The following is a 25,391-nucleotide window of genomic DNA, read 5'->3' on the forward strand; positions in this document are numbered from 1 at the left end:
TTGCCCCCGGAGGTCACTTTGCAATCGCGTGCAAAGCCTAGGGCCAGCACGCAACAAGTGGCAAGCCCCAATACGAAATTGGCCCGGCGATGTTCCCATTTACCGATAAATCGCTTGTCTTGCTGAAAGCGAGGTGGGTATGTGTTGAATACGTTTGCAAGGGGCGTCATCGACCTGACTTAAGCAACGCGAAAAGCGTCTGTATGTTGGTTGAAACGCCCATTGGTCCGCGCGCAATGCGGGCGTTTTACTAAGGCCACGGAGGCAATATGCAAGGGTTCAGCAACCGCTGGAAGGACTTCCCGGATTACATCATCGGGATCACGCGCGAAATCTGGGAAGGGCGGGGCATATATCGTCTGCATGACTGGTATGCCGAAGATCTGATCTTCCGTCTGTCTTCCGGGATCGGTGTCGGGCGGCAAGCCGTGATAGACGGCACGCTGGCGACGCTGGCGGAATTTCCCGACCGGCAGTTGCTGGGCGAAGATGTGATCTGGTCGGGATCACCGGAAGACGGGATGCTGTCATCGCATCGCATTTTCTGCACCGCGACCCACTCCGGGCACGGGGCATTCGGCCCGCCAACGGGAACGAAGCTGAAGTTTCGCGCCATTGCTGATTGTCATGCCAAAGACGATGTTATCAACGATGAATGGCTGGCGCGCGATCAGGACGCGATCTGTCGGCAGATGGGAATATTGCCCGAAGATTATGCACGCAGTCAGATTGAAGCCGAAGGCGGGCCAGCGACGGCCAATCGTCCGTTCACGCCGGATCAGGATCAGCCGGGTCCGTATCTGGGGCGCGGGAACGACAACGAATGGGGCCAGAAATACGCAAGCCTGCTGAACCGGATCATGCAGGCAGATGTTGCGGTGATCCAATCGGATTACGACAGGGCCTGCGGGTTGTCATACCCCGGTGGCGTCGAAGAACATTCCTGGGCGGCGGCAGAGCATTTCTGGATGTCGCTGCGGTCGGCCTTCCCTTCTGCGACGTTCACGATTGAACATCAGATTGGCCGAGATGATCCCATGCTGGGCCCGCGGGCGGCGATCCGCTGGTCGCTGCACGGCAAGCACGACGGCTGGGGCGCCTTTGGCACCCCAAGCGGCGCCGAGGTCTATGTCATGGGTTTTGCGCATGCTGATTTCGGCCCCTGGGGGCTGCGGCGCGAATATGTGCTGTACGACGAAACCGCGATCTGGAAGCAGATTTTGTTGCACAAAGGATAAGCTGCGGTGAGCGATTTTCAGGCAGAGAAGGCTCTGATTCAGGGGTACTATGCGGCATTGGACGCCGCCCAAGCTGATGGGATCGCCGAGGTTATGCGCCAGCATCTAGCCGATGATTACCTGTGGCGTGGATTTCATCCGTTCAACGAACTGACCAGCGCGCAGGCGGTGGCCGGGCAGTTCTGGCAGCCGCTGCGGACCGCGCTTTGCCATTTGCAGCGTCGGCAGGATATTTTCATTGCCGGGCGGAACCAGATTGACGGATTTGCGTCAACCTGGGTCGTCTCGATGGGGCATCTGATGGGGCTGTTCGACGCGCCCTGGCTGGGGATACGGCCGACCGGCAAAATGGCATTCCTGCGCTATTGCGAGTTCAACCGGGTCGAGAATGGCAAGATCGCCGAAACCGCGATGTTCTTCGATATCCCGCATCTGATGCAGCAGGCCGGGCAATCTCCGTTCCCGCCACAGACGGCCGCTGCAGGGGTGCAGCCCGGTCCGATGACCCATGATGGCCAGTTGTTCGAAGCGCAGGATCCGACAGCGGGCGTGAAAACCCTGGCTGCGATCAATGCGATGGTCGGGGACATCAAGAACTGGTCGGGCGGGCGCAGTGAACCGCTGGTTGAGGAGCTGCGCCGCACCTGGCACGAGGATATGATCTGGTGGGGGCCCGCGGGAATTGGCGCGACCTATACGATCGAGCGCTACGCGCAGCAGCACTCGGGCCCGTTCCGGGATGCGTTTCGCGACCGCACCTTCAACGGCCATATCGCCAAGATCGCCGAAGGGCATTTCGGTGGCTTCTTCGGTTGGCCAAACCTGACGCTGACCCATCATGGTGGCTTTATGGGGATGCCTGCAACGAGCAGGCCCGGCGACATGCGGGTGATTGATATGTATCGTCGCCGGGACGACAAGCTGGCAGAAAACTGGATCTTCATAGATCTGCTGCATTTCTGGCACATGCAAGGTGTCGATATTCTTGGCCGTGCGACTGGGATTGGCGCGAAATAGGGTCTTTTTCGCGCAGTTCCCATCGCGCGAAGCCCGCGACCTGCCGCCACAGGGAAAACGCCGCCAAGGCGGCGAATTCGTCACATTGCCAAGACAGGCCAAGTGTCCCAGATTGCGGGCCATGAACACGCCCATTGAGCGTCCGAATACCGCACCTCGCACCGATTGGCTGACGCGTATTTCTGGCTGGTATGGTACCGCCTTCGTGGCGCGCCCCTGGCTGTTTTCCGTGCTGGCGCTGATTGTCACAGGTCTGGTTGCATTGGGATTGGCGCGACTGGAGTTTTCCAGCGACAACCGGGACTTCTTTGGTGACGACAACGCCGACGTCGCCCGCCTTCAGGCGATGGCCGAACGGTTTGCGGGTGCCGGAACGCTGACCCTGATGGCGCGCGCAAAGACGGGTGACATGTTTACCCCGTCACGCCTTGCCCGCCTTGAAGAGATGCGCCAGGCCGCCGCCGATCTTCCCGGTGTGTTGCGCAGTGATGCGATCACAAATCATACACATGCTTCCTCCAATGAGGGCGCTCTGGACGTCGGACCGTTGATTGCGGACCCGTCCCATATCGACCCGGCGCAGCTTGACGCCCTGCGCGAACAGGCGCTTGGCGCGCCCGAACTGGTCAATCGCGCCATCTCGGCCGATGGGCGGGCGGCGGTTGTGACGCTGACCTTGAGGCAAAATCTTGAAGACGGGACAACGCGCGACGGGATCTTGCGCTCGGCCGCCGAATTCCGGGATCATTGGCGTGGGGCATGGCCGGATGTCGAAATCTTCCTGTCCGGCGCATTGCTTGCGGATGCGACATTCAACATGGCTGCGAAACGGGATCTTTTCGGGCTGGTGCCAATAGTCGCGGTTGGCTCTGCCATGTTGTTGGCGTTGGGTGTCGGTTCGCTGACCGCTGTTGCCGGAGCGTTGGTGGCGGCATTCGCCGCAACGCTTGCATCGCTGGGCTTTGCCGGATGGGTCGGGATCGCGATCACGCCGGGGACGGCGATCAGCCCGCTCGCCTCGATGGTTTTGATCACGGCCAGCTGCGTCCACGTCATCGTCCATCATGGCCGCGCGCGTGCGGATGGGTTTGACCGCACCGCAGCCGTCAATCGCGCCTTGTCCGAGAATTTCGGGCCTGTGGCAGTGACGACGCTGACAACAGCGATCGGATTCCTGTGCATGAATTTCGCCGAATCCCCGCCGTTGCGGCAAATGGGCAATCTGGTGGCGGCGGGGCTGGTGGTTGGGTGGGTCGCAACGATGACCTTTCTACCATTCGCCCTTCTGAAACTGCCCGCAGTATCAATCCGACCATTGCGCCCGCCGGATGTCTGGATGGAAAGGCTGGCCAGCTGGGTCATCCTGCGATCAAAATGGCTGATCGCGCTTTTTGTCTGCCTTGTTCTGGTCGCGGTGTCTGGACTGGCGCGGCTTGGGTCCAACGACATCTTTCACCGGTATTTTGACACAAGCTTTGACTATCGGCTGGCCACCGATGCGATGGAAGAATCGATCGGCGGCGTCGATGCGCTGCTGTTCCCGATCACCGCCGCGAATGCGCAGACTGTGTTTGATCCGCCGGTCATGGCGCAGATCAGTGACATTGCCGACTGGCTGCGGGCGCAGCCGGGCGTCACTTCGGTCGCGGCAATCAGTGACGTGTTGGAGGCGTTGCAACATGCGATGGACCCGGATGGCCCGAACCTGCCGGACAGTGCCGAAGCCAGCGCGCAGTTGATGCTGCTTTACGAGTTGTCATTGCCGGACGGGCAGTCAATGGACGCACTGCTGGATGTAGATCGCCGCCAAACCCGCGTCACCGCCGCAGTTAGGTTCCAGCGGTCTTCGGATCTTGAGGCCCTCGCCGCAGATGCCGAGGGCTGGATGCTTGAACACACGCCCCTGATCGCAGCGCCCGCGGCGGGTGTGGCCCTTGCTTTCGCGGCGCAGACCAGACGCAATAATCTGGCGATGGTGACGGGCATGTTCACCGTGCTGCTTCTGGTCTCGGCAATCATGGTCGTCGCCCTGCGAAGTTTTCGCTTTGGCGTGCTGAGCCTGATCCCCAATATTCTGCCCGCACTTCTGGCGTTTGGTGCCTGGGGGCTGGTCTGGCGGGATGTGAACCTGGGATCGGCCATCGTGACGACCATGACCTTTGGGATCGTTGTCGATGACACGGTGCATCTGATGATGCACTTCCTGCGCCACCGGCGGGCCGGACGATCGGCGCAGCAGGCGCTGCAGCGCACCTTTCGCAGTGTCGGGATCGCGATCACAATCACCTCGGCCGCGATCATTCTGGGGTTTGCGGTTCTGGCAACCTCGGGCTTTGCGATCAACGCGCATATCGGTGCGTTGACCGCGCTGGTGGTTGGCATTGCGCTGCTGACGGATGTGTTTTTACTGGCACCATTGCTGGTGCGATTTGCGAAGGATCGGGCATGAGACTGATGATCGCTGCGATATTCTGCGCGTTGGCGACCCCGTCAGCCGCCCAGACCGAGGCCGAGACCTTTGGTCGCCGCATTGCCGAGAAAGCCGCCGAAGCCACCGCCGGGTGGCGTGACCTTGAAGTATCGGTGACAATGACGCTGCGCGACCGTGGCGGCACCACGGGAAGCCGTGCGTTTCGGATGGTGACCGCGAACAGCGCGGGTGGTGGGCGCACGCTGATTATCGTCGACGCGCCAGCAGATATCCGCAACACCGCGCTTCTGACCCACAGTTATCGCGACCGGCGCGACGATCAGTGGCTGTATCTTCCGGCCCTTGGCAAGACCCGCAAGATCAATGCGGCGGGGCGGGCGGGCAAATTCGTGGGCAGCGAATTCACCTATCAGGACATGGTTGATCAATCGCCCGACGATTATCGGTTTGTCTGGCTGGGGGACGGACCGTGCCCGGACACGCCCGAGACTTGCCACGTCCTGGACCGGTTTCCCAAGTCTGGTTCAAAATCCGCGCGCCAAAGGCTCTGGCTGACACAGAAAACGCTGAAATTGCTTGCGGTTGAGTATTATGGGCGTGGCACGGCGCCGCTCAAGACTCTGTCGATCCGCGGGTATCAGCAATATTCCAATGGCATCTGGCGCGCCTCAGAAATGGAGATGGTCAACCACCAAACACAGCGTGCGACATTGCTTGGCTGGGCGGATTATCGTTTCGATACCGGTGTCGATCCGCGCCTGTTGACGCCAGAAGCGCTCAGCCAGTTGGACTGAGGCCTTTTCCCGGACCCCGGCGAAGGTTAGGTTGGCTGAGAGTGTGCGTTTCTAGTGTGTGAGGTTTGCCATGCGGTGGGTTTTTCGATTTATCGGTCTGTTGGTTGTCCTGATCGTGATTGCGGTCGGGGCGCTGTTTCTTTTGCCCGCGGATCGGATTGCGCGCATTGCCGAGGATAAGTTTGAAAGCACAACGGGCCGCGCCCTGACGATCAGCGGCGATGTCCGCCCGTCGATCTGGCCCAACATTGGGGTGCAAACCGGGGCGTTGCGCATTGCCAACGCCGATTGGTCCGACAAGGGCCCGATGCTTGAGGCTGACGGCCTGTCCGTCGCTGTCGAACTGATGCCCCTGATCCGGGGCGATGTGCGTATCAAGGGGGTCCAACTGGATACACCGCGTATCCTGCTTGAGGCCGGGCGCGATGGGCGCGCCAACTGGGACTTCGCAGCTGAGGGGTCGGGATCAGACGCCGCCGGGCAATCCGGTACGGGATCGGGGCCGCGCGCGTTTTCGCTGGACCGGGCCGTGGTGTCGAACGGATCGCTGACGTTTATTGGCGCTGATGGCACAAGCACAGATCTGCGTTCCATGGACGCGACTGTCGAAATTCCCGAATTCGCCGGTGACGCGACCGTGGATCTTTCGGCAAGGCTGAACGGTGCGCCGGTGTCGCTGTCCTCAACCGTTTCGGGTTTTGCTTCGTTTTTGGATGGCGGCGCGGTGCCGGTTGAACTGGCCGCGCAGGCCGGAGGTTCCAAGATTGAATTCAATGGCCGCGCGGGGATTTCTCCACTGGCGGCGGCTGGCACAATGGACGGGAACCTGGATGATCTTGCCGGTCTGATGGCCGCATTGGGTCAGCCTGTGCCCAAGTTGTCCGACGGCCTGGGCCGGGACAAGTTGCGGGTTGCCAGCAATGTGACATTCACGGATTCGACCCTCAATCTGCGTGATCTGGCCGTGACTCTGGACCAGAATGCCATCACCGGTGCGGCGGATGTCACGTTTGGCGGGGCACGGCCAAGGATCAAGGCCAACCTGTCGCTGGGTGATTTTGACCTGTCGGCGGCGGAAACCGGCGGCGGTGCCAAGCGGGACGCGGGCGGCGAAACCACCGGCTGGTCCAACGATCCGATTGATGTCAGTGCGCTGTCATTGCTTGATGCGGAACTGGCGCTTTCGGCGACGTCGCTTGCCCTGGGCACGACGCGGCTGAACCGGACATCTTTATTGGTAACGCTGGAAGATTCCCGCGCAGTGACGGAAATCCGAGAGCTGACAGCCTACGATGGTGGCGTTGCCGGGTCCGTCGTTGTCAACGGCCGCGGCGGTCTGTCAAGCCGCGTGAACCTGTCCGGCTCGGCAATTGCCATCTCGCGGTTGTTGAACGAGCTTGTCGGCTATGACCGGCTGATCGCAGCTGGCGACGTCAGCCTGTCGGTTCTGGGATCCGGCAATTCGATGGATGCGCTGATGAATTCGCTGAATGGCGAAGGGTCGTTCGACATCGGCGCCGGAGAGCTTCTGGGTTTTGACCTGATCGGCATGCTGAAAAACCTCGACACGTCGTTCATCGGCGAAGGCACCAGAACGATCTTTGATCGGATCACCGGACGATTTCGGGTGGTCGACGGGGTGATGATATATGACGATCTGTCCATGGCAGCACCGCTGTTCAGCGCCACGGGCGGCGGCAAAATCGGGCTGGGTGGGCGGACGCTGGATCTGCGTATCGTCCCCGAACTGCTGGGCGGCGATGGTCAGGGCATCCGCGTGCCGTTGTTGATTTCCGGCACATGGGCAAAGCCGAAATTCCGCCTGGACCTGGAGGCGCTGGCGAAAGAGAACCTTGGCGAGCAGGTTGAGGAGGCCGTGCAACAGGTGGAAAGCGCGGCCAAGGCGGCTGTGGCCGAGCAGCTGGGCGTCGATCCGGAAGCAGATCTTGAAGATACTGCCCGCGACAAGCTGGAAGAGGAGTTGCGCGACGGTCTGTTGGATCTTTTCGGCAATAACTGACCCGACACCTATTCCGGCGACCGCGCCGCAAGCCCAAGGCGCGCGCCGACCCCATCGCGGGTTTGCAGCGCCTGCCACCAGCTTTGATTGGTCAGATACCAGTCAACGGTCCGTGCCAGCCCCTGTTCCAACGTGACCGAGGGTTGCCAGCCAAGCTCCTCCCGGATCCGGGTGGCGTTGATCGCATAGCGGGCGTCGTGGCCGGGGTGGTCGGTGACGTGTTTGATAAGGCCTGCGTGGGGCGCGTTGCCGGGGCGACGTTCATCCAGAAGCGCACAAAGCCTGCGCACCAGATCGAGGTTCGACACTTCGGCATTGCCGCCTATTGCGTAGGTGCTGCCGATCTGGCCAGCCTCCAGAACCTGCAGCAACGCAGCCGCGTGATCTTCGACATACAGCCAATCGCGCACATTGGCCCCCTGGCCATAGATCGGGATCGGCTGACCGGACAGAGCGGCCAGGATAACGACCGGGATCAGTTTTTCCGGAAACTGAAAGGGACCGTAGTTGTTCGAACAATTGCACAGCAGGATCGGCAGGCCATAGGTCGCGCCCCAGGCCCGGACCAGATGATCTGAAGCAGCTTTTGAGGCGGAATAGGGACTGTTTGGGGCGTATGGCGTCCCCTCATCAAACTGACCGTCAGGACCAAGGCTGCCGAAAACCTCATCCGTTGAAACATGCAGGAAGCGAAAATCGTCAGGGGCATCCGACCCGTCGCGATGGGCGCGGGCCGCTTCAAGCAGGCGAAAGGTGCCGGTGACATTGGTGTCGATGAAATCGGATGGCGCGTCGATTGACCTGTCCACATGGGATTCGGCGGCAAGGTGAATCACAGCACGCGGCCGATGCAGTTTGAATATCCGGTCCAGGTTGGACCGATCCCGGATGTCGCATTCTTCAAATCTGTAAAGTGGGCTGCCAGCCACCTCGCTAATGCTGTCGAGGCAGGCCGCATAGGTCAGCGCATCAAGGTTCACCACCGTTTCGCCCCGCGCAACAAGCATGCGGACAACGGCAGAGCCGATGAACCCTGCACCACCTGTGACAAGTATCGAACCGCGCGTGCTCATGGTCAGCGCCCCTGTTCAAATGGGCTGTCCCAATCCGCAAACCGGGGCGCGGCGGCGTCGCGCGCGCTGAGCACGGCGTGATCCGGGGCGCACCCCCAGTCGATCGCCAGGTCCGGGTCATTCCACAAAACCGCCCCGTCGGCATCCGCATCATAATGCGCGGTGCATTTGTACAGGCAGATCGTATCATCAACCCGGGTGACAAAGCCGTGCAGAAACCCCGGTGGTATCCAGAATTGGCGACCGTTTTCTGCCGACAGCTCGACCCCCGCCCATTGGCCGTATGTTGGCGAACCGCGCCGCACATCGACCGCAATATCCCAAAGCGCGCCGGCAACGCAGCGCACCAGCTTGCCCTGCGCAGCCGGTGGCGCCTGATAGTGCAGCCCGCGCACCGTCCCGGCGGCAGAGGAGGTGGATTGATTGTCCTGAACAAAGCGCTGATTCAGACCGATCGCCGCCATCGTCCTTGCATTCCAGACTTCGGCAAAGCTTCCACGGTCATCCATCATCCGGCGCGGCGTCAGGATCAATGGCCCGTTTATTGATGTGGTGGCAACATCCAGCATGACCGGCAGGCTAGCGGACCAGCCGGACATGGGCCAGCAGATTGAATTCAGAAAATTTTCGTAAAATTAACCATACCGCAAGGTGTTAGGATTGTTATGGTGCTTTGGGGCGCAGCTTCGCGCCATTTCAAGGGAGGCGCTGCAATCGCGTTAACGGTTTTGGTATTCGGCAAGGACGGTCAGCTGGGCCAGGCACTGGCCTGTGCAGCGGCAAAGCGGTCGCATCCCGTCAATCTGATCTTGCTGGACCGATCGGATGCTGACCTGATGACGCCCGCGATTTGCGCTGACATCATCGCAAATACGGCTGCTGACGTGGTCGTCAATGCCGCGGCGATGACGGCCGTGGGCCTTGCAGAATCGCAAGCCGTGACGGCAATGGCGGTGAACGGAACGGCACCGGGTATCATGGCAGCGGCCGCCGCAAAACGCGGACTGCCGTTCATTCAGATCTCGACCGATTACGTTTTTGGTGGCGCCGGGGAACATCGTTGGCGCCCAGACGATCCGACTGAACCGGAAACGGTTTATGGGCAATCTAAGCTGATCGGTGAACAAGGCGTTGTGGCTGCGTTTGGTGACAGCGATGTGCCGTATGTGGTGCTGCGTACCTCCTGGGTGATTTCCGCGTGGGGTAAGACCTTCGTATCCGCAATGCTGGATGCCGGTCGGACCCGTGAACAGGTCTCGGTCGTGGCAGATCAGATTGGCGGGCCGACGCCCGCCGACGATCTGGCGCGCGCGGTTCTGCAAATTGCCGATCACCTGGCGAATGGTTCGGCACCGGGCGGCATCTATCACTATTCCGGTGCGCCGGATGTCAGTTGGGCCGACCTGGCGCGCGCGGTCTTTGCAGCCGCGCGCCAGAGGATACTGGTCGAAGATATCACGACGCAAGAATTTGCCGACCCTGTCCCGAGGCCGCTGAACTCGCGATTGGATTGTACGACAACGCAGAGCGTGTTCGGTATCACGCGGCCGGATTGGGCGGCCGCCCTGCCGGGGATTGTCGCAGCCCTTCAGGATCGTGCCGAACTGGCAAAAACCGCGGCGGAAACCGCATGAACCGCAAAGGCATCTTGTTGGCTGGCGGATCCGGCACGCAGCTTTATCCGGCGACACTCAGCGTGTCCAAGCAGCTGCTGCCGTTATACGACAAACCGATGATCTATTACCCGCTGAGTGTTCTGATGCTGGCGGGAATTCGTGACGTTGCCGTCATCACGACGCCCGAACACAAAGATCAGTTTCGCGAGCTTCTTGGCGATGGCTCACAATGGGGGCTGCGGCTTGATTACATCGTGCAGCCGTCGCCTGATGGGCTGGCGCAATCCTATCTGCTGGCCGAGGACTGGCTGGATGGCGCGCCGTCAGCGATGATCCTGGGCGACAACGTTTTTTTTGGTCAGGGGCTTTCGCAGATTCTGGGCCGGGCTGCTGCCAATCCGGCGGGCACAGTATTTGGTTATCAGGTCAGCGATCCAAGGCTGTATGGCGTGCTCGGGTTCGATCCCGGCGGGCGCGTGACGTCGATTGTTGAGAAGCCTCAAAACCCCGCATCGCCATTTGCGGTGACGGGGCTGTATTTTCTGGATGGCTCAGCACCGGATCGGGCGCGGCATGTGGTTCCTTCGGCGCGCGGCGAACTTGAAATCACCAGCTTGCTGGAATCCTATCTGAATGACGGGCAACTTTCGGTTGAGCGTCTTGGCCGGGGGTTTGCCTGGCTGGACACCGGCACCCATGATGCGTTGCTGGACGCGGCCAATTTCGTCCGCGCCCTTCAGGCGCGCCAAGGGCTGCAAGTCGGATGCCCCGAGGAGATTGCCTTCAAGCGCGGCTGGATCGATTCGGCGGATCTGGCAATTGCGGCACAGAAGCACCAGAAAAACGCCTATGGGCGCTATCTGGTGACCCTGCTTGAGGGTGAGTCAGATACGACATACCGCAGTTAACTACAATTTTTCACAACCTTGAATTGTATTTCGTTAACACACTCTTCAATTACGCGAAAATTTCTAGGTAAATCATAATGATCGGCCTAAAATCAGACGGGGGCGATTTATTTGGTTTGAGTCATATGTTTGAACGCGCATTTCAATTTGAAAGGGCGGTTGCCATCCGCCCAAGGGAACCCGGCGCCGGATGGCTGATGGACCGGGATCGGCGGGCCGCTTCAGGTGGCACACTTGCATTTCGTATCGCCAAGCGCGTCTTCGACATTGTGGGCAGCTTGCTGTTGGTACCGCCGGCCCTTCTTGTGGCAGCGGTGTTGCTGATCCTGAACCCGGCCCTGAACCACGGGCCTTTGCTGTATCGCCAAAAACGAATGGGACGGAATTGCCGCCCTATCCGGCCGCTGAAATTCCGCACGATGCTACCGTCGCGCCAGATCACGCGCGGCCCCAATGACCCGGTTGAGGTGGATCGAATTACCAGATTGGGCCAGTATTTGCGCCGAACCCGATTGGATGAACTGCCGCAGATCGTGAATGTCCTGCGCGGCCAGATGAGCTTGATTGGCCCCCGGCCAGACTATTTTCCGCACGCGCAGACCTATCTGCTGACGGTACCGGAATACCGCGACAGGCACTGCATCCGCCCGGGCATCAGTGGTCTGGCACAGGTCGAAATCGGCTATGTCAATGGCAGCTTCGGCACCCGCCACAAGGCGATCCGGGATCTCTATTATATTGAGAACATGTCCTTCGCGATGGAGGCGTACATCGTCTGGCGAACCATTCGGATCGTGGTTTCCGCAGCCGGATCGTAAAAAATAAGCGGCGCGAATGAACCGGCCTATGAATCGCTGGTTGCGCCGATCTTCAACAGCCTGGCCAAAATCACGCCGACGCCCACAACGATCAGAATTGAAAAAAGCGTATCGGACAAAAAGTGCCGGCCCATCATCACACGCAGACAGATCGCGATGACAGCCAGCGGCCAAACGAGACGGACAAGAACTTGCCCAATTCGATGATGCGGCCCGGCCCGCGCCAGAACAATTGTTGCCAGCAACAGCGCCGTCGCGCCGGCCCCCTCACCAGAAACGAAAGAGCAATTCTGGGCGCATTGATCTGCGATATCCAAAGCAGCCGTAAAGTGTTTATCACCACCAAATTCGAGGATCTTGGCTGGCCGCGCACGCCCCCAGTGTTCCTTCAAAAGGACGTTGACCAACAGGCCGGGACCAATGACAAACAACAGCGTTGAATAGGCCCAGGCGCGTGCCGGAACGCCAAGAACCGGCCGCCAGGAAAGCGTCAACACCCAGGCCAGGGCCGATGCCATAAATACGAGAACCATCAATTTTTTCAGCGCCGACCGCAGCGAGCGGACCCAATCGACATTGTTGATCCAGAACCCGTCTTCCGCTGTCCAGAAAAACCCGGACGCCCAAAGATCGATCCCGGGAAATGCAGAAAACACTATGGCGCAAACCAGGAACAAAACGCACAGCACGATGGAATACTGCCGGGTATCGCGATCAGTCATCTTTTGTCACCTCGGCCAAGCATTCGGTCGACAGCAGAAAGGCCTTGGGCGCTGGCCGCCCCTGATAATAGGTTCCAGCCGGATCAAATGTCGTGACAAGCGGCGCGTTGCACTGAACGTCGGGCGCATTTCGGGAAACATAAAGGACCGGCCCGGTCACGGTATCAGGCAGTGGAAACTTCTGTGCATAATAGTTGCGATTGCCATCACTATACCCAACCGAATAAACCGGCAGATCGCCTGCATTTTTGCGATGGTAAAATAAGTTCGCCAAAATGCTTCGATCCGCCGAAAGGATGGCATTCACGTTCTTCTCGGCGGCCGCGGAATACATATGCGCTGCCATTTTCGACCGGCCGATGTAACGCGCCAGAAGCGGCTTGTCATTGATCACAATTCTCTCTGGCACGAGAGTCATCAGCGGAATGGCAACCATAGCAATTCCATTCAAAAGAAGCGCGCAAATCAAAACCCAATGCGGCCCGTTTCGGCGCAGCCAGATAACCGACAAGGCGGATGCGCCCAGGCAGGCCGAAAATGTCCAGTTTGGATTCACATCCGCCAGAAAGGATGGCACCCCGACCACCAGAAAGACCGGTAATGAAAAAGCGATCAGCGCGGGCTTTTCCGCGCGCCAAGGCCGGGCGTAACTGACCAAAAGAACACCCAGAAAGATCGGCCCAAGGACAATCGCCTGACCGGCCAGAAATTCGACAAAGCGCAGTGCGTCGAAATCGACCGCATTGCCGCCAACCCAGCTTGCATTGCCCGCAGTATGGTCGAGTGTTGCGAAATCATGCGTGGCATTCCAGTAAATGTTTGGCGCCAGGATGATCAGAGTCGTGATCAGCATTACGCCAACATATCTTGGTGCCAGCCGCATCGTCGGCTGAAAAACCGCCGCAATGGCCGCAAAAACGTAGAAATAGACTCCGGCATATTTTGCAAGCATCGCGATCCCGATCAGGGCACCAGTTAGCACCGCCTTGGAAAGCGACGGCGCATCAAGCATCCGCCAATAGGCAAGCAGCGCGCCGGCAAGGAACGGCGCCATGACCGTGTCGGTTGAGATGACAAAACTGCCGACCGTGGCAATCGGCAATGTCAGATAGGCCAGCGCAATCCAGAATGCGGTCGCGGGTGCGTCGGCGCGCCCTGCCAAAAGCGACGGCCGCGCCCAAAAAGCAAGGATGGCAGCCGTCGCACCTTGCAGCAACGGGGCAGGCATGCGCACCCAAAACGGTGAATCAGACCCCGCAAGCGTGGTCACCGCTCCGATCAGCCAACCGATCAGCGGGGGTTTGGAGAAATACCCAAAGTCCGGATACTGCCCCCACAGCCAATATTGTTCTTCGTCCAGGTAAAGCTCGGTCTTGCCAAAGGCCAGCGTCAGGATTCGGAACCCAGTGATGATCAGGATCGCGAACCAGGTATAGCGAACCCAGCGCGCGCCATCTGAACCGGTTGCGTGCGTTGATAATTCAGGCTGCGGTGTCACTGCGCCTCTCACGATAGATCAGCCACAGGTTTCGCGAATAGATAAACAGGCCCAGCGATTGGCCCAGAATGAACACCGGATCGCGCCGGTACAAAGCATACATAAACAGGATGACGCCGCCTGCGATGGAGAAATACCAAAAGGCCAGTGGAATGACGGACCGACCTGCTTTTTCCGAGGCGATCCATTGCACGATAAATCGGCCGGAAAACATCAACTGTCCGCCAAGGCCGAAGACGACCCACCAGAATTCAAACCAGTTCTGCACATTGAGGAAGCCGAAGATTGCGCTCATTTCGAATCCGCCTTCCCGGCGTCCAGAAAGCGCTCCACTGCAGTCGATTTCTTCTTGCGCCGGATCAGCCAGAAGACGCCGAAAAGGTCAACCAATCCCACCAAACCGCGTTGCAGATTTGAATAATTCGACGACCCGGACCCGCGTGGCTGATGGGCGACATCAATGTGCGCCACCTGCCAGCCGTTGCGCGCAAACAGGGCGGGCAAATAGCGGTGCATATGGTCGAAATAAGGGAGCGCGACAAATGCGTCCCGACGAAACGCCTTCAACCCGCACCCCGTGTCGCGGGTGCCGTCTTTCAGAACGAAGAATCGCAGGCCATTGGCAAATCTGGATGCGGCGCGTTTTGACCAACTGTCGCGGCGCTTCAGGCGTTGGCCCGCGACCAGGCCAAGCGCCGGGTCGCAATCCGGCGCCAGCAGCGGTGCAATCAGGCGCGGCAGTTCTCCGGGCGGGTTCTGGCCATCGCCGTCCAGTGTTGCGATCCATCGCCCGCTTGCGGCCAGCACGCCCGAGTGTACCGACGCGCTCTGCCCGGCGTTGACCGGATTGGACAGCAATCGGACGCGAGGATCATCCTTGGCGGTTTTGAGCACGACGCTGGCGGTGTCATCGTCCGAGGCATCGTCAACAATGATGACTTCGAATGACCGCCCTTCCAGGCCGCTTTCACAGGCGGTCAGAATGCCGTCCAACAGGGCGGGAATGTTCCCGGCCTCGTTACGCGCCGGAACTACAATCGAAATCTCTGCCATCGGCGGCGCGGTCTTTCCTGTATTACTGCTGATGTTCGGCATCTGTTGTACCGTTGCGGTCGCACTTTATCGCGCTGGACTGAGATGGGACAGGGCCAATTGTATTCCGGAAGTCCTGATGATCCGGCGGGTTCAGCAGACCTGCGAACGCGCCGTCAGGATGGGGTGCCGGCGCGCAGAAAGCGCGGTGTCTGGCCAGGCGTCAGGGCAATCGCACTCAGCGCACCGGAATAGCATGCACCAGTGTCAATGTTGATACGACGGCCCGAAACCTCGGGCCGGGCAACGACAGTGTGCCCATGAACACACCACAGCCCGTCGGAACGGGCGCGGCGGGCGAAATCCGCGTTGCCCCACAACAGGCTTTCAGCCGATTGATCTGCGATATCCTTGGCCGGATCGGCGGCCGCATGAACAAATGCGACATTGCCGCTGACCCATGACAATGGCAGGCCACGCAACCAGGTTTCCAGCGATGGATCCAGCGCGTGCATCGCCCGGCGCAAATCATCCGCAGCGTTGTGAAGCGCGCCTTCGCTGGCATTCTCGGTCAGGCCGCCAATGCGGAAACTGGCCAATGTCTGCAATCCGCCGTTGGACAGCCACAAGGCGCCATTCGCCGACGGATCGTCCATGAAATCCAGCATTATGCGTTCGTGGTTGCCCATCAGCATGGCAACATTTCCCGGTACGCTACGCGCTAGGCCAAGCAACTGTGTCAGCACCCCTGCCGAGTCTTCGCCCCGGTCGACGTAATCGCCTAACAGCACCAGCGTGGTCTTTGCGCCGGGCCCGTGCGTGTCGGCATCCGCATCGATGACATCCAGCATATGGGCAAGCAGATCGCTGCAGCCATGCACATCGCCGATTGCATAGATCGGACGATCGGGCATCGGATCGCCATCAGAGGGCGCCTCGGGGCCCGCTTCTGGGGGCAAATCACCCGCCACTGGCGAAGATTTGCGTTTGAACAACTTTCCAAGCATCGGCCCGCTTTCCGGTCAATTGACGGCCGCATCTGCGTGCCATGGGTGGGTAAGCGTGCATAATCTGTTTGCACGCAGAATAACAAGGCTTTGGCGACCCCGCATTCGAACCCGGCAAACCCACGCCATGTTTGCGTTTTTCGGGTATTCATGTGACAGTCAGGGCAATTCTTTTAGGGGCGGATTCCGCCATGTTACAACGTTCTGGCAACTTGAAGGGACCGATTTCAGTCCGCGTGCCCGCGCCCGGTGAGGGTGGCCATTCCGACCCGCAAGCCAGCGATCCGGACTTTACGCGTTTGGCGAATGCACTCTGGCGGGGCAAGTGGCTGATCGCTGCGGTTGCACTGCTGGCTTTCGTGGCATCCGGCCTTTACGCCTATCGCTTTGCAACGCCGGTCTATTCGGCAACGGCGCAGATAGTTCTGGACGGGCGACAGCAGACCGTCACCGGTCTGGACAGCGTGGTTTCGGCACTGTCGACCGATCAGATCACGATCAATACCGAACTGGAGGTTATTCGGTCGCGCAGATTGATCGGCTTACTGGTTGACCGTCTGGGCCTGACCGAGGTGCCGGAATACAACCCCTGGCTGGCGCCTGATCCGCCTGCATTGGGGTGGCAATCGATCAAGGACGGCGTCAAATCCTGGGTATTTGCCAGTCAGCCGCGCGCGACCTCGCCGCCTGAACCCGATCAATTGCACGACATTGTCGTTAACGCGGTTCGGGCCAGGATTGCCACGGGCAACCTGAACCGAACATCGGTATTCACGATCACCGCCAGTTCGACAGATCGGAATCGCGCCGCCGTATTGGCGAATACCCTGGCCGAGATCTATATCCTCGACCAGTTGGAGACCAAATTTCAGGGCACCCAGAAAGCGACCGAATGGCTCAGCCGCCGGGTCGCCGATCTGAGGGTTGAGCTTGAGGCGGACGAAGCCGCCGTGAAGGCATTAACCGCCGCCTCCGATCTGGTCAGTGCGCGCGATTTTGAGATGCGGAACCTGCAGATAAAGGATCTGCGTGACAGGGCCGATGCCTTGCAACAGGCGCTTGCCACTTCGACCGGGCGTTTGGCCCTGCTAGAGGCCGCCATCGGTGATCCGGTTGCAATGCAACGCGCCGCCGATGATCCTGCCCTGACGAAGTTGGGTGCGGACGGCCACACAGAAACCACAGCGCAATTTTCGGCACGCTACGATGCCATCCTGGCACAGGTTGACGCGATCCTTTCAACCCTCGAAGGGGTAGAGATCAGCGTGGCGGAACAATCGCTCGACCTGGTCGAACTACAGCAACTGCAGCGAGAGGCTGACGCCAGCCGCGCGATCTATGAATCTTTTCTTGCCCGCCTCAAGGAAACCAGCGTGCAGCAAGGCATTCAGAGCGCGGACAGCCGCATTCTGTCGCAAGCGACGCGTCCGAATTACGCGGCGACCCCCCGAAAAAGGCAGATGGTCCTGAATGCTTCGGCGCTGGCCGCATTGTTGGCGGGAGCGCTCGTCATTTTATGGGAATTGGCGCAGAAAGGATTTCGATCGCCCGAAGCGCTTGAGGCGACGACCGGATATCCGGTTGTCGGACAGGTGCCGCTGGTGCCCGGCGCATCCCCGGCGCAGAAATTGCGATACCTGATCGAAAAACCGAATTCGGCGGCGGCGGAGGCTGTGCGCAATCTGCGAACCTCTGTCTTGACCCAAACGGACGCGGCGCAGGTGATCATGGTAACCTCTTCGGTGCCTGCAGAAGGCAAAACGACCCAGGCAATCGCGCTTGCACAGAATATTGCAGCCATGGGCCGAAAGGTCATGCTGATCGAATGCGATGTCCGGCGTCCGTCATTTCGTGACTATTTCGGGCCTGGCACGGGCACGTGCCTGTCCGACATCCTGTCCGGTTCGACCCTGCCCGAGGCAGCCGTATTTCACGAGGTTGTGCCCGGCATGGCGGTTATTGCCGGCGCTGCCGGGCAGGGGAACGCTGCGGATCTGTTCACGTCCGAGGCTTTTGACCGCCTGATTGCCTGGGCGCGCGGGGCCTTTGACGTTGTGATAATCGACACGCCGCCGGTGCTGGTTGTTCCGGATGCGCGCGTGATCGCCGCGCGATGCGATACGCTGCTTTACGTTGTTCGGTGGGATCGCACGTCTCCGGCGCAGGTGCTGGACGGGCTGCGCCAGCTTGAGACACCGGATCGGCGGTGTGATGGATTGATTCTTGCGCGCGTCGATCCAAAACGCATGCGTGCGCTGGGGCTTGCCCATCGCAATGGGACCTACGCGGCTTATGGCCGGGCCTACTACGAGTCTTGAGTGTTTTCGGGGGGCCACACGCTCCTAGTTCGCCAGGGCCTGCGTCTGTCGCCCAAGGCCCAGCGTCGGCAAGATCTGCGCGATGGCGCGGTTCCAGCGGGTCACGGGCTGCTGGCTGACAAACACAATATCGCTGGGGCGCAGTTCGAACCGGGTGGCAATAACAAAATTGACCGCGTTCGACGCATCAAGGTGCCAAGCGGTCACCGTATCCGCACCAGCAGTGCCCCGCAGAACATAAATCTGGCTGCTGTCGCCTGAGATTTGATCGTATCCGCCTTCGCCAAACAGCGCGTCGGCCAGTGACAGGCCATGGCGAAGGGCATCGCCAGGCGCGACTGACGCGAAACTTCGCCCGCAAGATAGACATAGTCGCGCCGCACTGCCCCGAATTCTTCCTGCGCGCGAAAATTCCCCTGTGCTTCGATCAAGGCGGTTCGGCGGATCTGGACGGCCGAGTTCAACGCGCTCAGCGCGTCGGCACGCGCTGCGCGGCGCAGGCCGATCAATTGGATCTGCTGGGCGAAGAAGGCCTGCGCACGTTCGTAATCGTAGTTTTCGTCGACAAAGACACTGTCACTGCCGAACAGCTCCAAGCGCTGAAGTTCGGCGCGCCGATCAAACTCAGACAATGGAACCTGATAGATCGCGCCGTCCCGATAAATGCGGATAGCCGTGTATTCGCGATCCTTTGCGGTGACCCCGCCGGCGGCACCGATCGCTTCGACCAGCGTCAGACCTTTCTGTGTCACGGGAACAACCCTGGAGGTGCGAACCGCGCCCCCAATGGCAACCCGCTGCGAGCGATACTCGGCAATCTCCAAACTGACCGAGGGATCGATGTTGGCGCGCACCAACGCCTGAAACACCGCGCCTTCGGCTTCATCAATGGTCATGCCCGCCACGGCAACACGCCCGGCGTCGGGGATGCCGATCGTGCCGTCATCCTGAACCGCGTAGGTCTGGCGCAGGTTATCAGCGGTATTGCCCCCGATACTTTGGAGGCTGCTACTGGCGCGCGTGGCCAGTTGTACGATGTCGCCGATGCCGATTTCATAGGCCGTCTTCGGCATGTCCGGTGGCAGGCTGATGGTTGGGCGCACGGGATTGCCATTCGGACCAAGCGGCGGCGTGGGCAACGCGCCGATGCGCCCCAGACTGCCCGGCCCGCCAGAGGTTGCAAAAAATGCGTCAGACAGTTGTCTGGGTTGGTATGGGGTGCTGTTTGCCACCTCAAGCGACCGCAAGGTAATTGGTTGCACCAAAACATCCTGCCCAGCCGATGCGCCCCTGAGGACCTTTGGCGCTGAATAAATTGCGTCGCAACCCACAAGGCCCAACACAGCTAGCGCCAGAACAATCCGCACCATTCCAATTCCCCAATCAAAATACGCCCCTAATAGCCCCACAATGCGCCAACTAAATTAGGATTTGGTTAACGATAGTTAACTTCCCCCTCTGACACCGTGCTTCGGTCAACCCGGGCTTGCGGGTGGCACGTTTTCGAGCGCGCTGATTGCGGGAACAGTGGTGCGCAGGCAATTGCTGCGCTAAAGAATTTCATACATGTGCAGTGAATTGGGTAGCAGGGCAAAGATGATCATTCCGGTAATTCTATGTGGTGGATCCGGCACGCGGCTTTGGCCGCTTTCAAGGAAAAGCTATCCCAAGCAATTCAGCAATTTCTTGGGTAATCAGAGCCTGTTTCAGGCGACGGCCCAGCGCCTTTCCCGGCCAGCCTATGGCCCGCCACTGGTGCTGACCGGTTCGGATTTCCGGTTTCTGGTTACCGATCAGCTAACGGAAGCGGGAATAGACGAAGCCACGATCTTGATCGAGCCTGAGGCGAAAAATACAGCGGCCGCCATCCTTGCCGCAGCTTTGTGGCTTGAAAAATCGGACCCCGACGCGCTGATGCTGGTCGCACCAAGCGATCATGTTGTTCCGGATGCAAACCCATTTGCCGCCTCGGTCGATGCCGGGCGCGCCACGGCCCAGGCTGGCGGGCTTGTGACTTTTGGCGTCGCCCCGGACCGGGCCGAGACCGGATATGGCTGGCTGGAGCGCGAAGACGCCGACAACACCGGCGCGCAATCGCTGATCCGGTTTGTCGAGAAGCCGGACGCCAAAACGGCCGAGGCAATGCTGGCCGATCCGCGATATCTGTGGAACGCGGGTGTTTTCCTGTTCTCGGTCGCGGGCATACTCAGGGCATTCCGCGCGCATGCGCCTGACTTGCTTGCGCCGGTTGGGGATGCTGTTGATCGGGCGAAACCCGACTTGAATTTCCATCGCCTGGACCCGGCAAGCTGGGCCGGGGCCGAGTCGATTTCCATCGACTATGCGGTGATGGAGAAGGCCGATAACCTGTCGGTCGTTCCGTTCACGGGACGCTGGTCAGACCTTGGCGGTTGGGATGCCGTCTGGCGCGAGATGGATCAGGATGCGGACGGCAACACGGTCAGCGATCAGGGCCTGGCGCTGGGGTGCACAAACACGCTTGTGCGTGCAGAAGACAGTGGTCAGACCGTGGTTGGTATCGGACTGACCGATACCGTGGTGGTGGCAACACCGGACGCGGTTCTGGTGGCCAACCGAAACCACGTGCAAGAGGTCAAGCAAGCCGTCGCCGCGCTGAAAGAACGCGGCACGCGCCAGGCCGAGACATTTCCGATCGATCACCGTCCCTGGGGCTGGTTTGAAACGCTGGCATTGTCGGACAGGTTTCAGGTCAAGCGGATCGTGGTCAAGCCGGGCGCGGCACTGAGCCTGCAATCGCATATGCACCGGGCCGAACACTGGATCGTCGTGCAAGGCACCGCGCGGGTGACAGTGGATGACACGGAAAAGCTGGTTGCCGAGAACGAGTCGATCTATGTCCCGCTGGGCGCAAAACACCGGATGGAGAACCCCGGCCACGTCAACATGGTTTTGATAGAAGTTCAGACTGGCACATACCTGGGCGAGGATGACATCAAACGCTATGAAGATGTCTATCAACGCGACTGACGCACGGGCGGGCGGCCCTACGGGCGGTGCGCTAACCATCTGATAACCTTGCGATTGCAGCTACCGCGACCGTTCCGGCCCACGCTCGGGTCCTTTCGCGGAGAAACCTATGAACCCTTTCGCCAATCGCGCCATCCCGTTAAGCGGGCCGGCCAGTGATATCATTGCCGTCACCCCCAGCGACGTGACCAACCTCGACGATGTGGCCGTCGCGCTTTACATCGAAACCGGCGGTGCATTGTCGCTGGAAACCGTTGGCGGCGGCAGCCGGACGGTGAATGTTGCCGACAACGCCGTGCTTCCTGTCGGCGTTGCCCGCGTCAACGCAACCGGCACCACGGCCAGCGGTATCCACGCGCTGGTGATCGGCTGATGCTGGGGCTGGATGTCAGCGTCACCGGTCTGGTGGCGATGGGCCGCAGCGGTCCGATCGCCCTGCCCGACATCGGATTGCTGGCGGATTGGCGGTTTGAGGAGGGCAGCGGCTCCACCGTTGCCGATCAGACCGGCAGTCACGCCATCGACCTGACAGCAGCAGCCAGCCCGAACACCGCCTGGCAAGCCTATGGTCTGAGCGCGGACAACGGCGCGGTGCAGACACCCGTAATCACGGGCGTGCGAACCGTCGCGATGCTTTATCGGGCCAATGCTGGCACCGGCGGGTTCCACCACTCGGGGCCGGTGGCGACCAATAAGGGTATATTGGGCAGCGCTGCAAACGGCGCGTCGTTGCAATTGACCGATACGATCCATATCGCGAAGGGCGCAGGGATCGCACGGGCGTATCGGCGCGACGATACCGGATCGGGCGCGTTCACGCTCAACACCGGCGGCTGGCAAGTGGTGTTCCGCGAGATGGCGAACTCGGCCAGCGGCAATCTGACATTCGGCGGGCGCGGCGGGACCACGACCAACCGAAATACCTCGTTCGATCTGGGCTGGGCCGGGGTCTATGACCGGGCGCTGGATGACACGGATCGCGCCAGGATATTTGCCTTCTGCCGCAGCCTTTTGCGCGCGCGTGGCGGGGGAAATTACGTCGCCTTTGCGGATTGCGCGGTCCAGGCAGACGCGCTGATCCTTTGGGGGCAGTCGAATGCTGATGGACGTGCGCTGATCGCTGATCTGTCCGCGTCCAATCAGGCCCGCACCTACACAGAGGCCTATATTCTGCAGAATGAGTTCCTGAATGCGACAACGGCGTTTGCGACGCTCGACCTTGGGACAAATCACTGTGATGGCGGTTCGGCCTATTTCGGGGCCGAAGTGATCTGGGCGAATCTGCGGCAGGACACACCGACGGGCCGCGATCTCTATATTGAAGAGACAGCGCGCGGGTCGTCGTTTCTGGCGCCGTCCTCGGACGCCAATGTCGCCAATGGTGCGTCGTGGTCCGAAGGTGAGTTAGAGACGAATGCGGGCTGGTGGCGGTCCGCATTGCACAACCACTATCTGGCGATCGCGGATGCTTTGGAGGCGGGCGTCGGACTGAACTGGCGCGGCGTGGGCTGGTGGCAGGGCGAACAGGACGCGATGTTCACCTCGACCGCTGATGTCCATCAGGCAGAGCTGACGGCGATGGTCGCCTCTTTCGATGCCCATACCGGGCTGGACAGCGTGCCTTGGGTGATTGTGCAGACCAAAGAAACACCGCCAACGAACGCCAGCGCGGAAACAACGGTGCGCACGGCACAATCATCTGTCGTCAGTGCGCTTGGCGCGCGCGCGACGTTGATCGACGCCTCGGGCTATGGGGTGGGCGGTGATGGCCTGCATCTGAATGCGACCGGCATGGAGGGTCTGGCCGCAAGCATCTATGCGACGTTGTTCTGATACCAGTCATAGGTCTGCGCGATCCCTTCGCGCAGGCCGATTTTCGCGCTCCAGCCCAGATCGGCCAGCCGCGCCACGTCGAGCAGTTTTCGCGGTGTCCCGTCAGGTTTGCTGCCGTCAAACGCGATCTGCCCTTTGTACCCAGTCACCTTGGCCAGCATCGTGGCCAGCTCGCCGATCGAGATATCCTGCCCGGTGCCCACATTCAGAAACCTGCTGCGTGGGTGGGTGGCGCTGTTCCAATCGGATTTCGGCAGGTCCAGAACATGCAGTGACGCCGCCGCCATATCGTCGACATGCAGAAACTCGCGCTTCGGGGCGCCGCTGCCCCAAACCTCAACCACGTCATCACCCGCCTGTGCGGCGTGGTGAAACCGCTGCATCAGCCCGGGCAACACATGGCTTTTGACCGGATCGAAGTTGTCGCCGGGACCGTAGAGGTTCGTCGGCATCACACTTCGATAATCGACGCCGTGCTGAAGATTGTAGCTTTCGCAAAGCTTGATCCCCGCGATCTTGGCGATGGCATAGGGTTCGTTGGTCAGCTCCAACGGGCCGGTCAGCAGCGCGTCTTCGCGCATCGGTTGCGCCGCATCGCGCGGATAGATGCAGGACGACCCGAGGTTCAGAAGGCGCGTGACCCCATGGGCATAGGCCTGATGGATCACATTCGCCTCGATCATCAGGTTGTCATAGATGAAATCGGCGGGGTAATCATTGTTTGCCAGAATACCGCCGACACGGGCGGCGGCCAGAATAACGACATCCGGGCGCTGATCGGCAAAGAACGCAGCTGTCGCGGCCTGATCCTTTAGGTCAAGTTCCGCGTGGCTTCGGGTGATCACGCTGACACCGGTTCGACCTTTCAACTGTCGTGCGATGGCGCCGCCGACCATGCCGCGATGCCCAGCGAGGAAGATCCGCATGCTCATTCCCCCGCAGCAACTGGCAGATCATAGCCGTGTTCGCGCAGGAAGGCGTGGCGACGCGCATCGGCCAGATCGGTGGCAACCATTTCGGTGCACATCTCACGCGCCGTGGTCGTCGCAGACCAACCCAGATCGCGTTTTGCGCGCGATGGATCGCCCAACAGAGTCTCAACCTCGGCCGGGCGGAAATAACGCGGGTCGATCCGCATGACCACGTCACCAACACTCAGCGCAGGGGCGGCATCGCCAATGATCCCTGCGACCACGGCATGCTCATCCAGGCCATCGCCGCGGAACACCAGCGTCAGGCCCAGGTCTTCGCCTGCCCATCGGATGAAATCGCGCACGGAATGCTGAACGCCCGAGGCGATGACGTAATCTTTCGGGTCGTCCTGTTGCAGCATCAGCCATTGCGCCTGGACATAGTCGCGCGCATGACCCCAATCGCGCAAAGCGTCGATATTTCCCATAAACAGACACTTTTCCAGCCCCTGCGCGATCATGGACAACCCGCGCGTGATCTTCCGGGTCACGAAAGTTTCGCCCCGTCGCGGGCTTTCATGATTGAACAGGATGCCGTTGCAGGCGAACATCCCATAGGCCTCGCGGAAGTTCACGCAGGCCCAATAGGCATAGAGCTTGGCAACCGCATAGGGGCTGCGCGGATAGAATGGAGTGGATTCCGACTGCGGTGTCTCGACCACTTTTCCATAGAGCTCGGACGTTGACGCCTGATAGAATCGCGTTGTCTTTTCCAGGCCAAGGAACCGGATCGCCTCCAACAGGCGCAGCGTGCCAATGGCATCGACGTCCGCGGTATATTCGGGCGATTCAAAGCTGACGGCGACATGGGACTGCGCCCCCAGATTATAGACCTCGTCAGGGCGAATGTCCGAAACCAGCCGCGTCAGGTTTGATGTGTCCGACAGATCGCCATAATGCAGATACAACTGTGGGTTCGCTTCATGGGGATCCTGATAGATATGGTCGATGCGTGACGTGTTCAGCGATGACGCGCGCCGCTTGATGCCGTGAACTTCATACCCTTTTTCCAGCAACAGCTCGGCCAGAAACGATCCGTCCTGGCCCGTGATGCCGGTGATTAGCGCGCGTTTGGTCATCTGCTGG

21 protein-coding genes and 1 pseudogene are annotated in these 25,391 nt (G+C 60.2%); 12 read left to right on the forward strand and 10 right to left on the reverse strand.

What is annotated here, in order from left to right; translation table 11 throughout:
* Nucleotides 1-269 precede the first annotated feature (269 nt).
* From GKR99_15365 to GKR99_15385, 5 genes are all read left to right on the forward strand, one after another.
* Nucleotides 270-1,238, forward strand: a complete 969-nt coding sequence (locus tag GKR99_15365; GenBank protein NKB28845.1) for a nuclear transport factor 2 family protein — start codon at nt 270-272, stop codon at nt 1,236-1,238.
* Between the two features lie 6 nt (nt 1,239-1,244).
* Complete coding sequence (locus GKR99_15370; GenBank protein NKB28846.1) at nt 1,245-2,255, forward strand: nuclear transport factor 2 family protein; 1,011 nt, start codon at nt 1,245-1,247, stop codon at nt 2,253-2,255.
* Between the two features lie 121 nt (nt 2,256-2,376).
* On the forward strand, nt 2,377-4,704 hold the full coding sequence (locus GKR99_15375) for an MMPL family transporter (protein ID NKB28847.1): 2,328 nt from the start codon (nt 2,377-2,379) through the stop codon (nt 4,702-4,704).
* Nucleotides 4,701-5,480 carry an outer membrane lipoprotein-sorting protein gene (locus GKR99_15380; GenBank protein NKB28848.1) on the forward strand — a complete coding sequence of 260 codons (780 nt, stop codon included), beginning with the start codon at nt 4,701-4,703 and terminating at the stop codon, nt 5,478-5,480. The genes GKR99_15375 and GKR99_15380 overlap by 4 nt, the downstream gene beginning before the upstream one ends.
* A 70-nt stretch (nt 5,481-5,550) precedes the next feature.
* Nucleotides 5,551-7,500, forward strand: a complete 1,950-nt coding sequence (locus GKR99_15385; protein ID NKB28849.1) for an AsmA family protein — start codon at nt 5,551-5,553, stop codon at nt 7,498-7,500.
* An 8-nt stretch (nt 7,501-7,508) separates the two neighbouring features.
* Here the strand turns inward: GKR99_15385 and rfbB are convergent, their stop codons facing one another.
* Both rfbB and rfbC read right to left on the reverse strand, forming a co-directional pair.
* Nucleotides 7,509-8,573, reverse strand: a complete 1,065-nt coding sequence (rfbB, locus tag GKR99_15390) for a dTDP-glucose 4,6-dehydratase (protein ID NKB28850.1) — start codon at nt 8,571-8,573, stop codon at nt 7,509-7,511.
* Nucleotides 8,574-8,575: 2 nt separating this feature from the next.
* Nucleotides 8,576-9,139 (reverse strand): dTDP-4-dehydrorhamnose 3,5-epimerase, encoded by a 564-nt coding sequence (rfbC, locus tag GKR99_15395; GenBank protein ID NKB28851.1) that lies wholly within the window; start codon nt 9,137-9,139, stop codon nt 8,576-8,578.
* Nucleotides 9,140-9,238: 99 nt separating this feature from the next.
* Between rfbC and rfbD the strand changes: the two genes are divergently transcribed.
* From rfbD to GKR99_15410, 3 genes are all read left to right on the forward strand, one after another.
* Entirely contained in the window at nt 9,239-10,207 is a 969-nt protein-coding gene (gene rfbD, locus GKR99_15400) for a dTDP-4-dehydrorhamnose reductase (GenBank protein ID NKB28852.1), read from the forward strand.
* On the forward strand, nt 10,204-11,097 hold the full coding sequence (gene rfbA, locus GKR99_15405; GenBank protein ID NKB28853.1) for a glucose-1-phosphate thymidylyltransferase RfbA: 894 nt from the start codon (nt 10,204-10,206) through the stop codon (nt 11,095-11,097). The genes rfbD and rfbA overlap by 4 nt, the downstream gene beginning before the upstream one ends.
* A 197-nt stretch (nt 11,098-11,294) precedes the next feature.
* Nucleotides 11,295-11,915 (forward strand): sugar transferase, encoded by a 621-nt coding sequence (locus tag GKR99_15410; GenBank protein NKB28854.1) that lies wholly within the window; start codon nt 11,295-11,297, stop codon nt 11,913-11,915.
* 26 nt (nt 11,916-11,941) lie between these two features.
* Here GKR99_15410 and GKR99_15415 read toward each other — a convergent pair whose 3' ends face one another.
* The 5 genes from GKR99_15415 to GKR99_15435 form a co-directional block, all read right to left on the reverse strand.
* The gene (locus GKR99_15415; GenBank protein NKB28855.1) at nt 11,942-12,637 is read right to left on the reverse strand and encodes a phosphatase PAP2 family protein; all 696 of its coding nucleotides are present in this window, start codon (nt 12,635-12,637) and stop codon (nt 11,942-11,944) included.
* Nucleotides 12,630-14,150 (reverse strand): hypothetical protein, encoded by a 1,521-nt coding sequence (locus GKR99_15420; protein ID NKB28856.1) that lies wholly within the window; start codon nt 14,148-14,150, stop codon nt 12,630-12,632. Before GKR99_15420 ends, GKR99_15415 begins: the two co-directional genes overlap by 8 nt.
* Nucleotides 14,119-14,430, reverse strand: a complete 312-nt coding sequence (locus tag GKR99_15425) for a lipid A biosynthesis protein (protein NKB28857.1) — start codon at nt 14,428-14,430, stop codon at nt 14,119-14,121. The genes GKR99_15420 and GKR99_15425 overlap by 32 nt, the downstream gene beginning before the upstream one ends.
* Nucleotides 14,427-15,188: a glycosyltransferase gene (locus GKR99_15430; GenBank protein ID NKB28858.1), complete on the reverse strand. Its 762-nt coding sequence runs from the start codon at nt 15,186-15,188 to the stop codon at nt 14,427-14,429. Before GKR99_15430 ends, GKR99_15425 begins: the two co-directional genes overlap by 4 nt.
* Before the next feature lie 155 nt (nt 15,189-15,343).
* Entirely contained in the window at nt 15,344-16,174 is an 831-nt protein-coding gene (locus tag GKR99_15435; GenBank protein NKB28859.1) for a serine/threonine protein phosphatase, read from the reverse strand.
* 191 nt (nt 16,175-16,365) lie between these two features.
* On the opposite strand from GKR99_15435, the gene GKR99_15440 reads away from it, so the two are divergent.
* Nucleotides 16,366-18,492 carry a polysaccharide biosynthesis tyrosine autokinase gene (locus tag GKR99_15440; protein ID NKB28860.1) on the forward strand — a complete coding sequence of 709 codons (2,127 nt, stop codon included), beginning with the start codon at nt 16,366-16,368 and terminating at the stop codon, nt 18,490-18,492.
* Between the two features lie 24 nt (nt 18,493-18,516).
* On the opposite strand, the pseudogene GKR99_15445 reads toward GKR99_15440, so the two are convergent.
* Nucleotides 18,517-19,862: pseudogene (locus GKR99_15445) on the reverse strand (sugar transporter).
* Nucleotides 19,863-20,088: 226 nt separating this feature from the next.
* On the opposite strand from GKR99_15445, the gene GKR99_15450 reads away from it, so the two are divergent.
* The 3 genes from GKR99_15450 (at nt 20,089) to GKR99_15460 (ending at nt 23,334) form a co-directional block, all read left to right on the forward strand.
* Nucleotides 20,089-21,501, forward strand: a complete 1,413-nt coding sequence (locus GKR99_15450; GenBank protein ID NKB28861.1) for a mannose-1-phosphate guanylyltransferase/mannose-6-phosphate isomerase — start codon at nt 20,089-20,091, stop codon at nt 21,499-21,501.
* Between the two features lie 109 nt (nt 21,502-21,610).
* Entirely contained in the window at nt 21,611-21,874 is a 264-nt protein-coding gene (locus GKR99_15455; GenBank protein ID NKB28862.1) for a hypothetical protein, read from the forward strand.
* Entirely contained in the window at nt 21,874-23,334 is a 1,461-nt protein-coding gene (locus tag GKR99_15460; protein ID NKB28863.1) for a hypothetical protein, read from the forward strand. Before GKR99_15455 ends, GKR99_15460 begins: the two co-directional genes overlap by 1 nt.
* Here the strand turns inward: GKR99_15460 and GKR99_15465 are convergent.
* Together GKR99_15465 and gmd are read right to left on the reverse strand one after the other, a co-directional pair.
* A complete protein-coding gene (locus GKR99_15465) occupies nt 23,316-24,260 on the reverse strand; it encodes an NAD-dependent epimerase/dehydratase family protein (GenBank protein NKB28864.1) in 945 nt (314 codons plus the stop codon). The genes GKR99_15460 and GKR99_15465 overlap by 19 nt on opposite strands.
* A gap of 2 nt (nt 24,261-24,262) precedes the next feature.
* On the reverse strand, nt 24,263-25,384 hold the full coding sequence (gene gmd / locus GKR99_15470; GenBank protein NKB28865.1) for a GDP-mannose 4,6-dehydratase: 1,122 nt from the start codon (nt 25,382-25,384) through the stop codon (nt 24,263-24,265).
* Nucleotides 25,385-25,391 lie beyond the last annotated feature (7 nt).

It is taken from the genome of Paracoccaceae bacterium (assembly GCA_012103375.1).
GTDB lineage: Bacteria > Pseudomonadota > Alphaproteobacteria > Rhodobacterales > Rhodobacteraceae > WLWX01.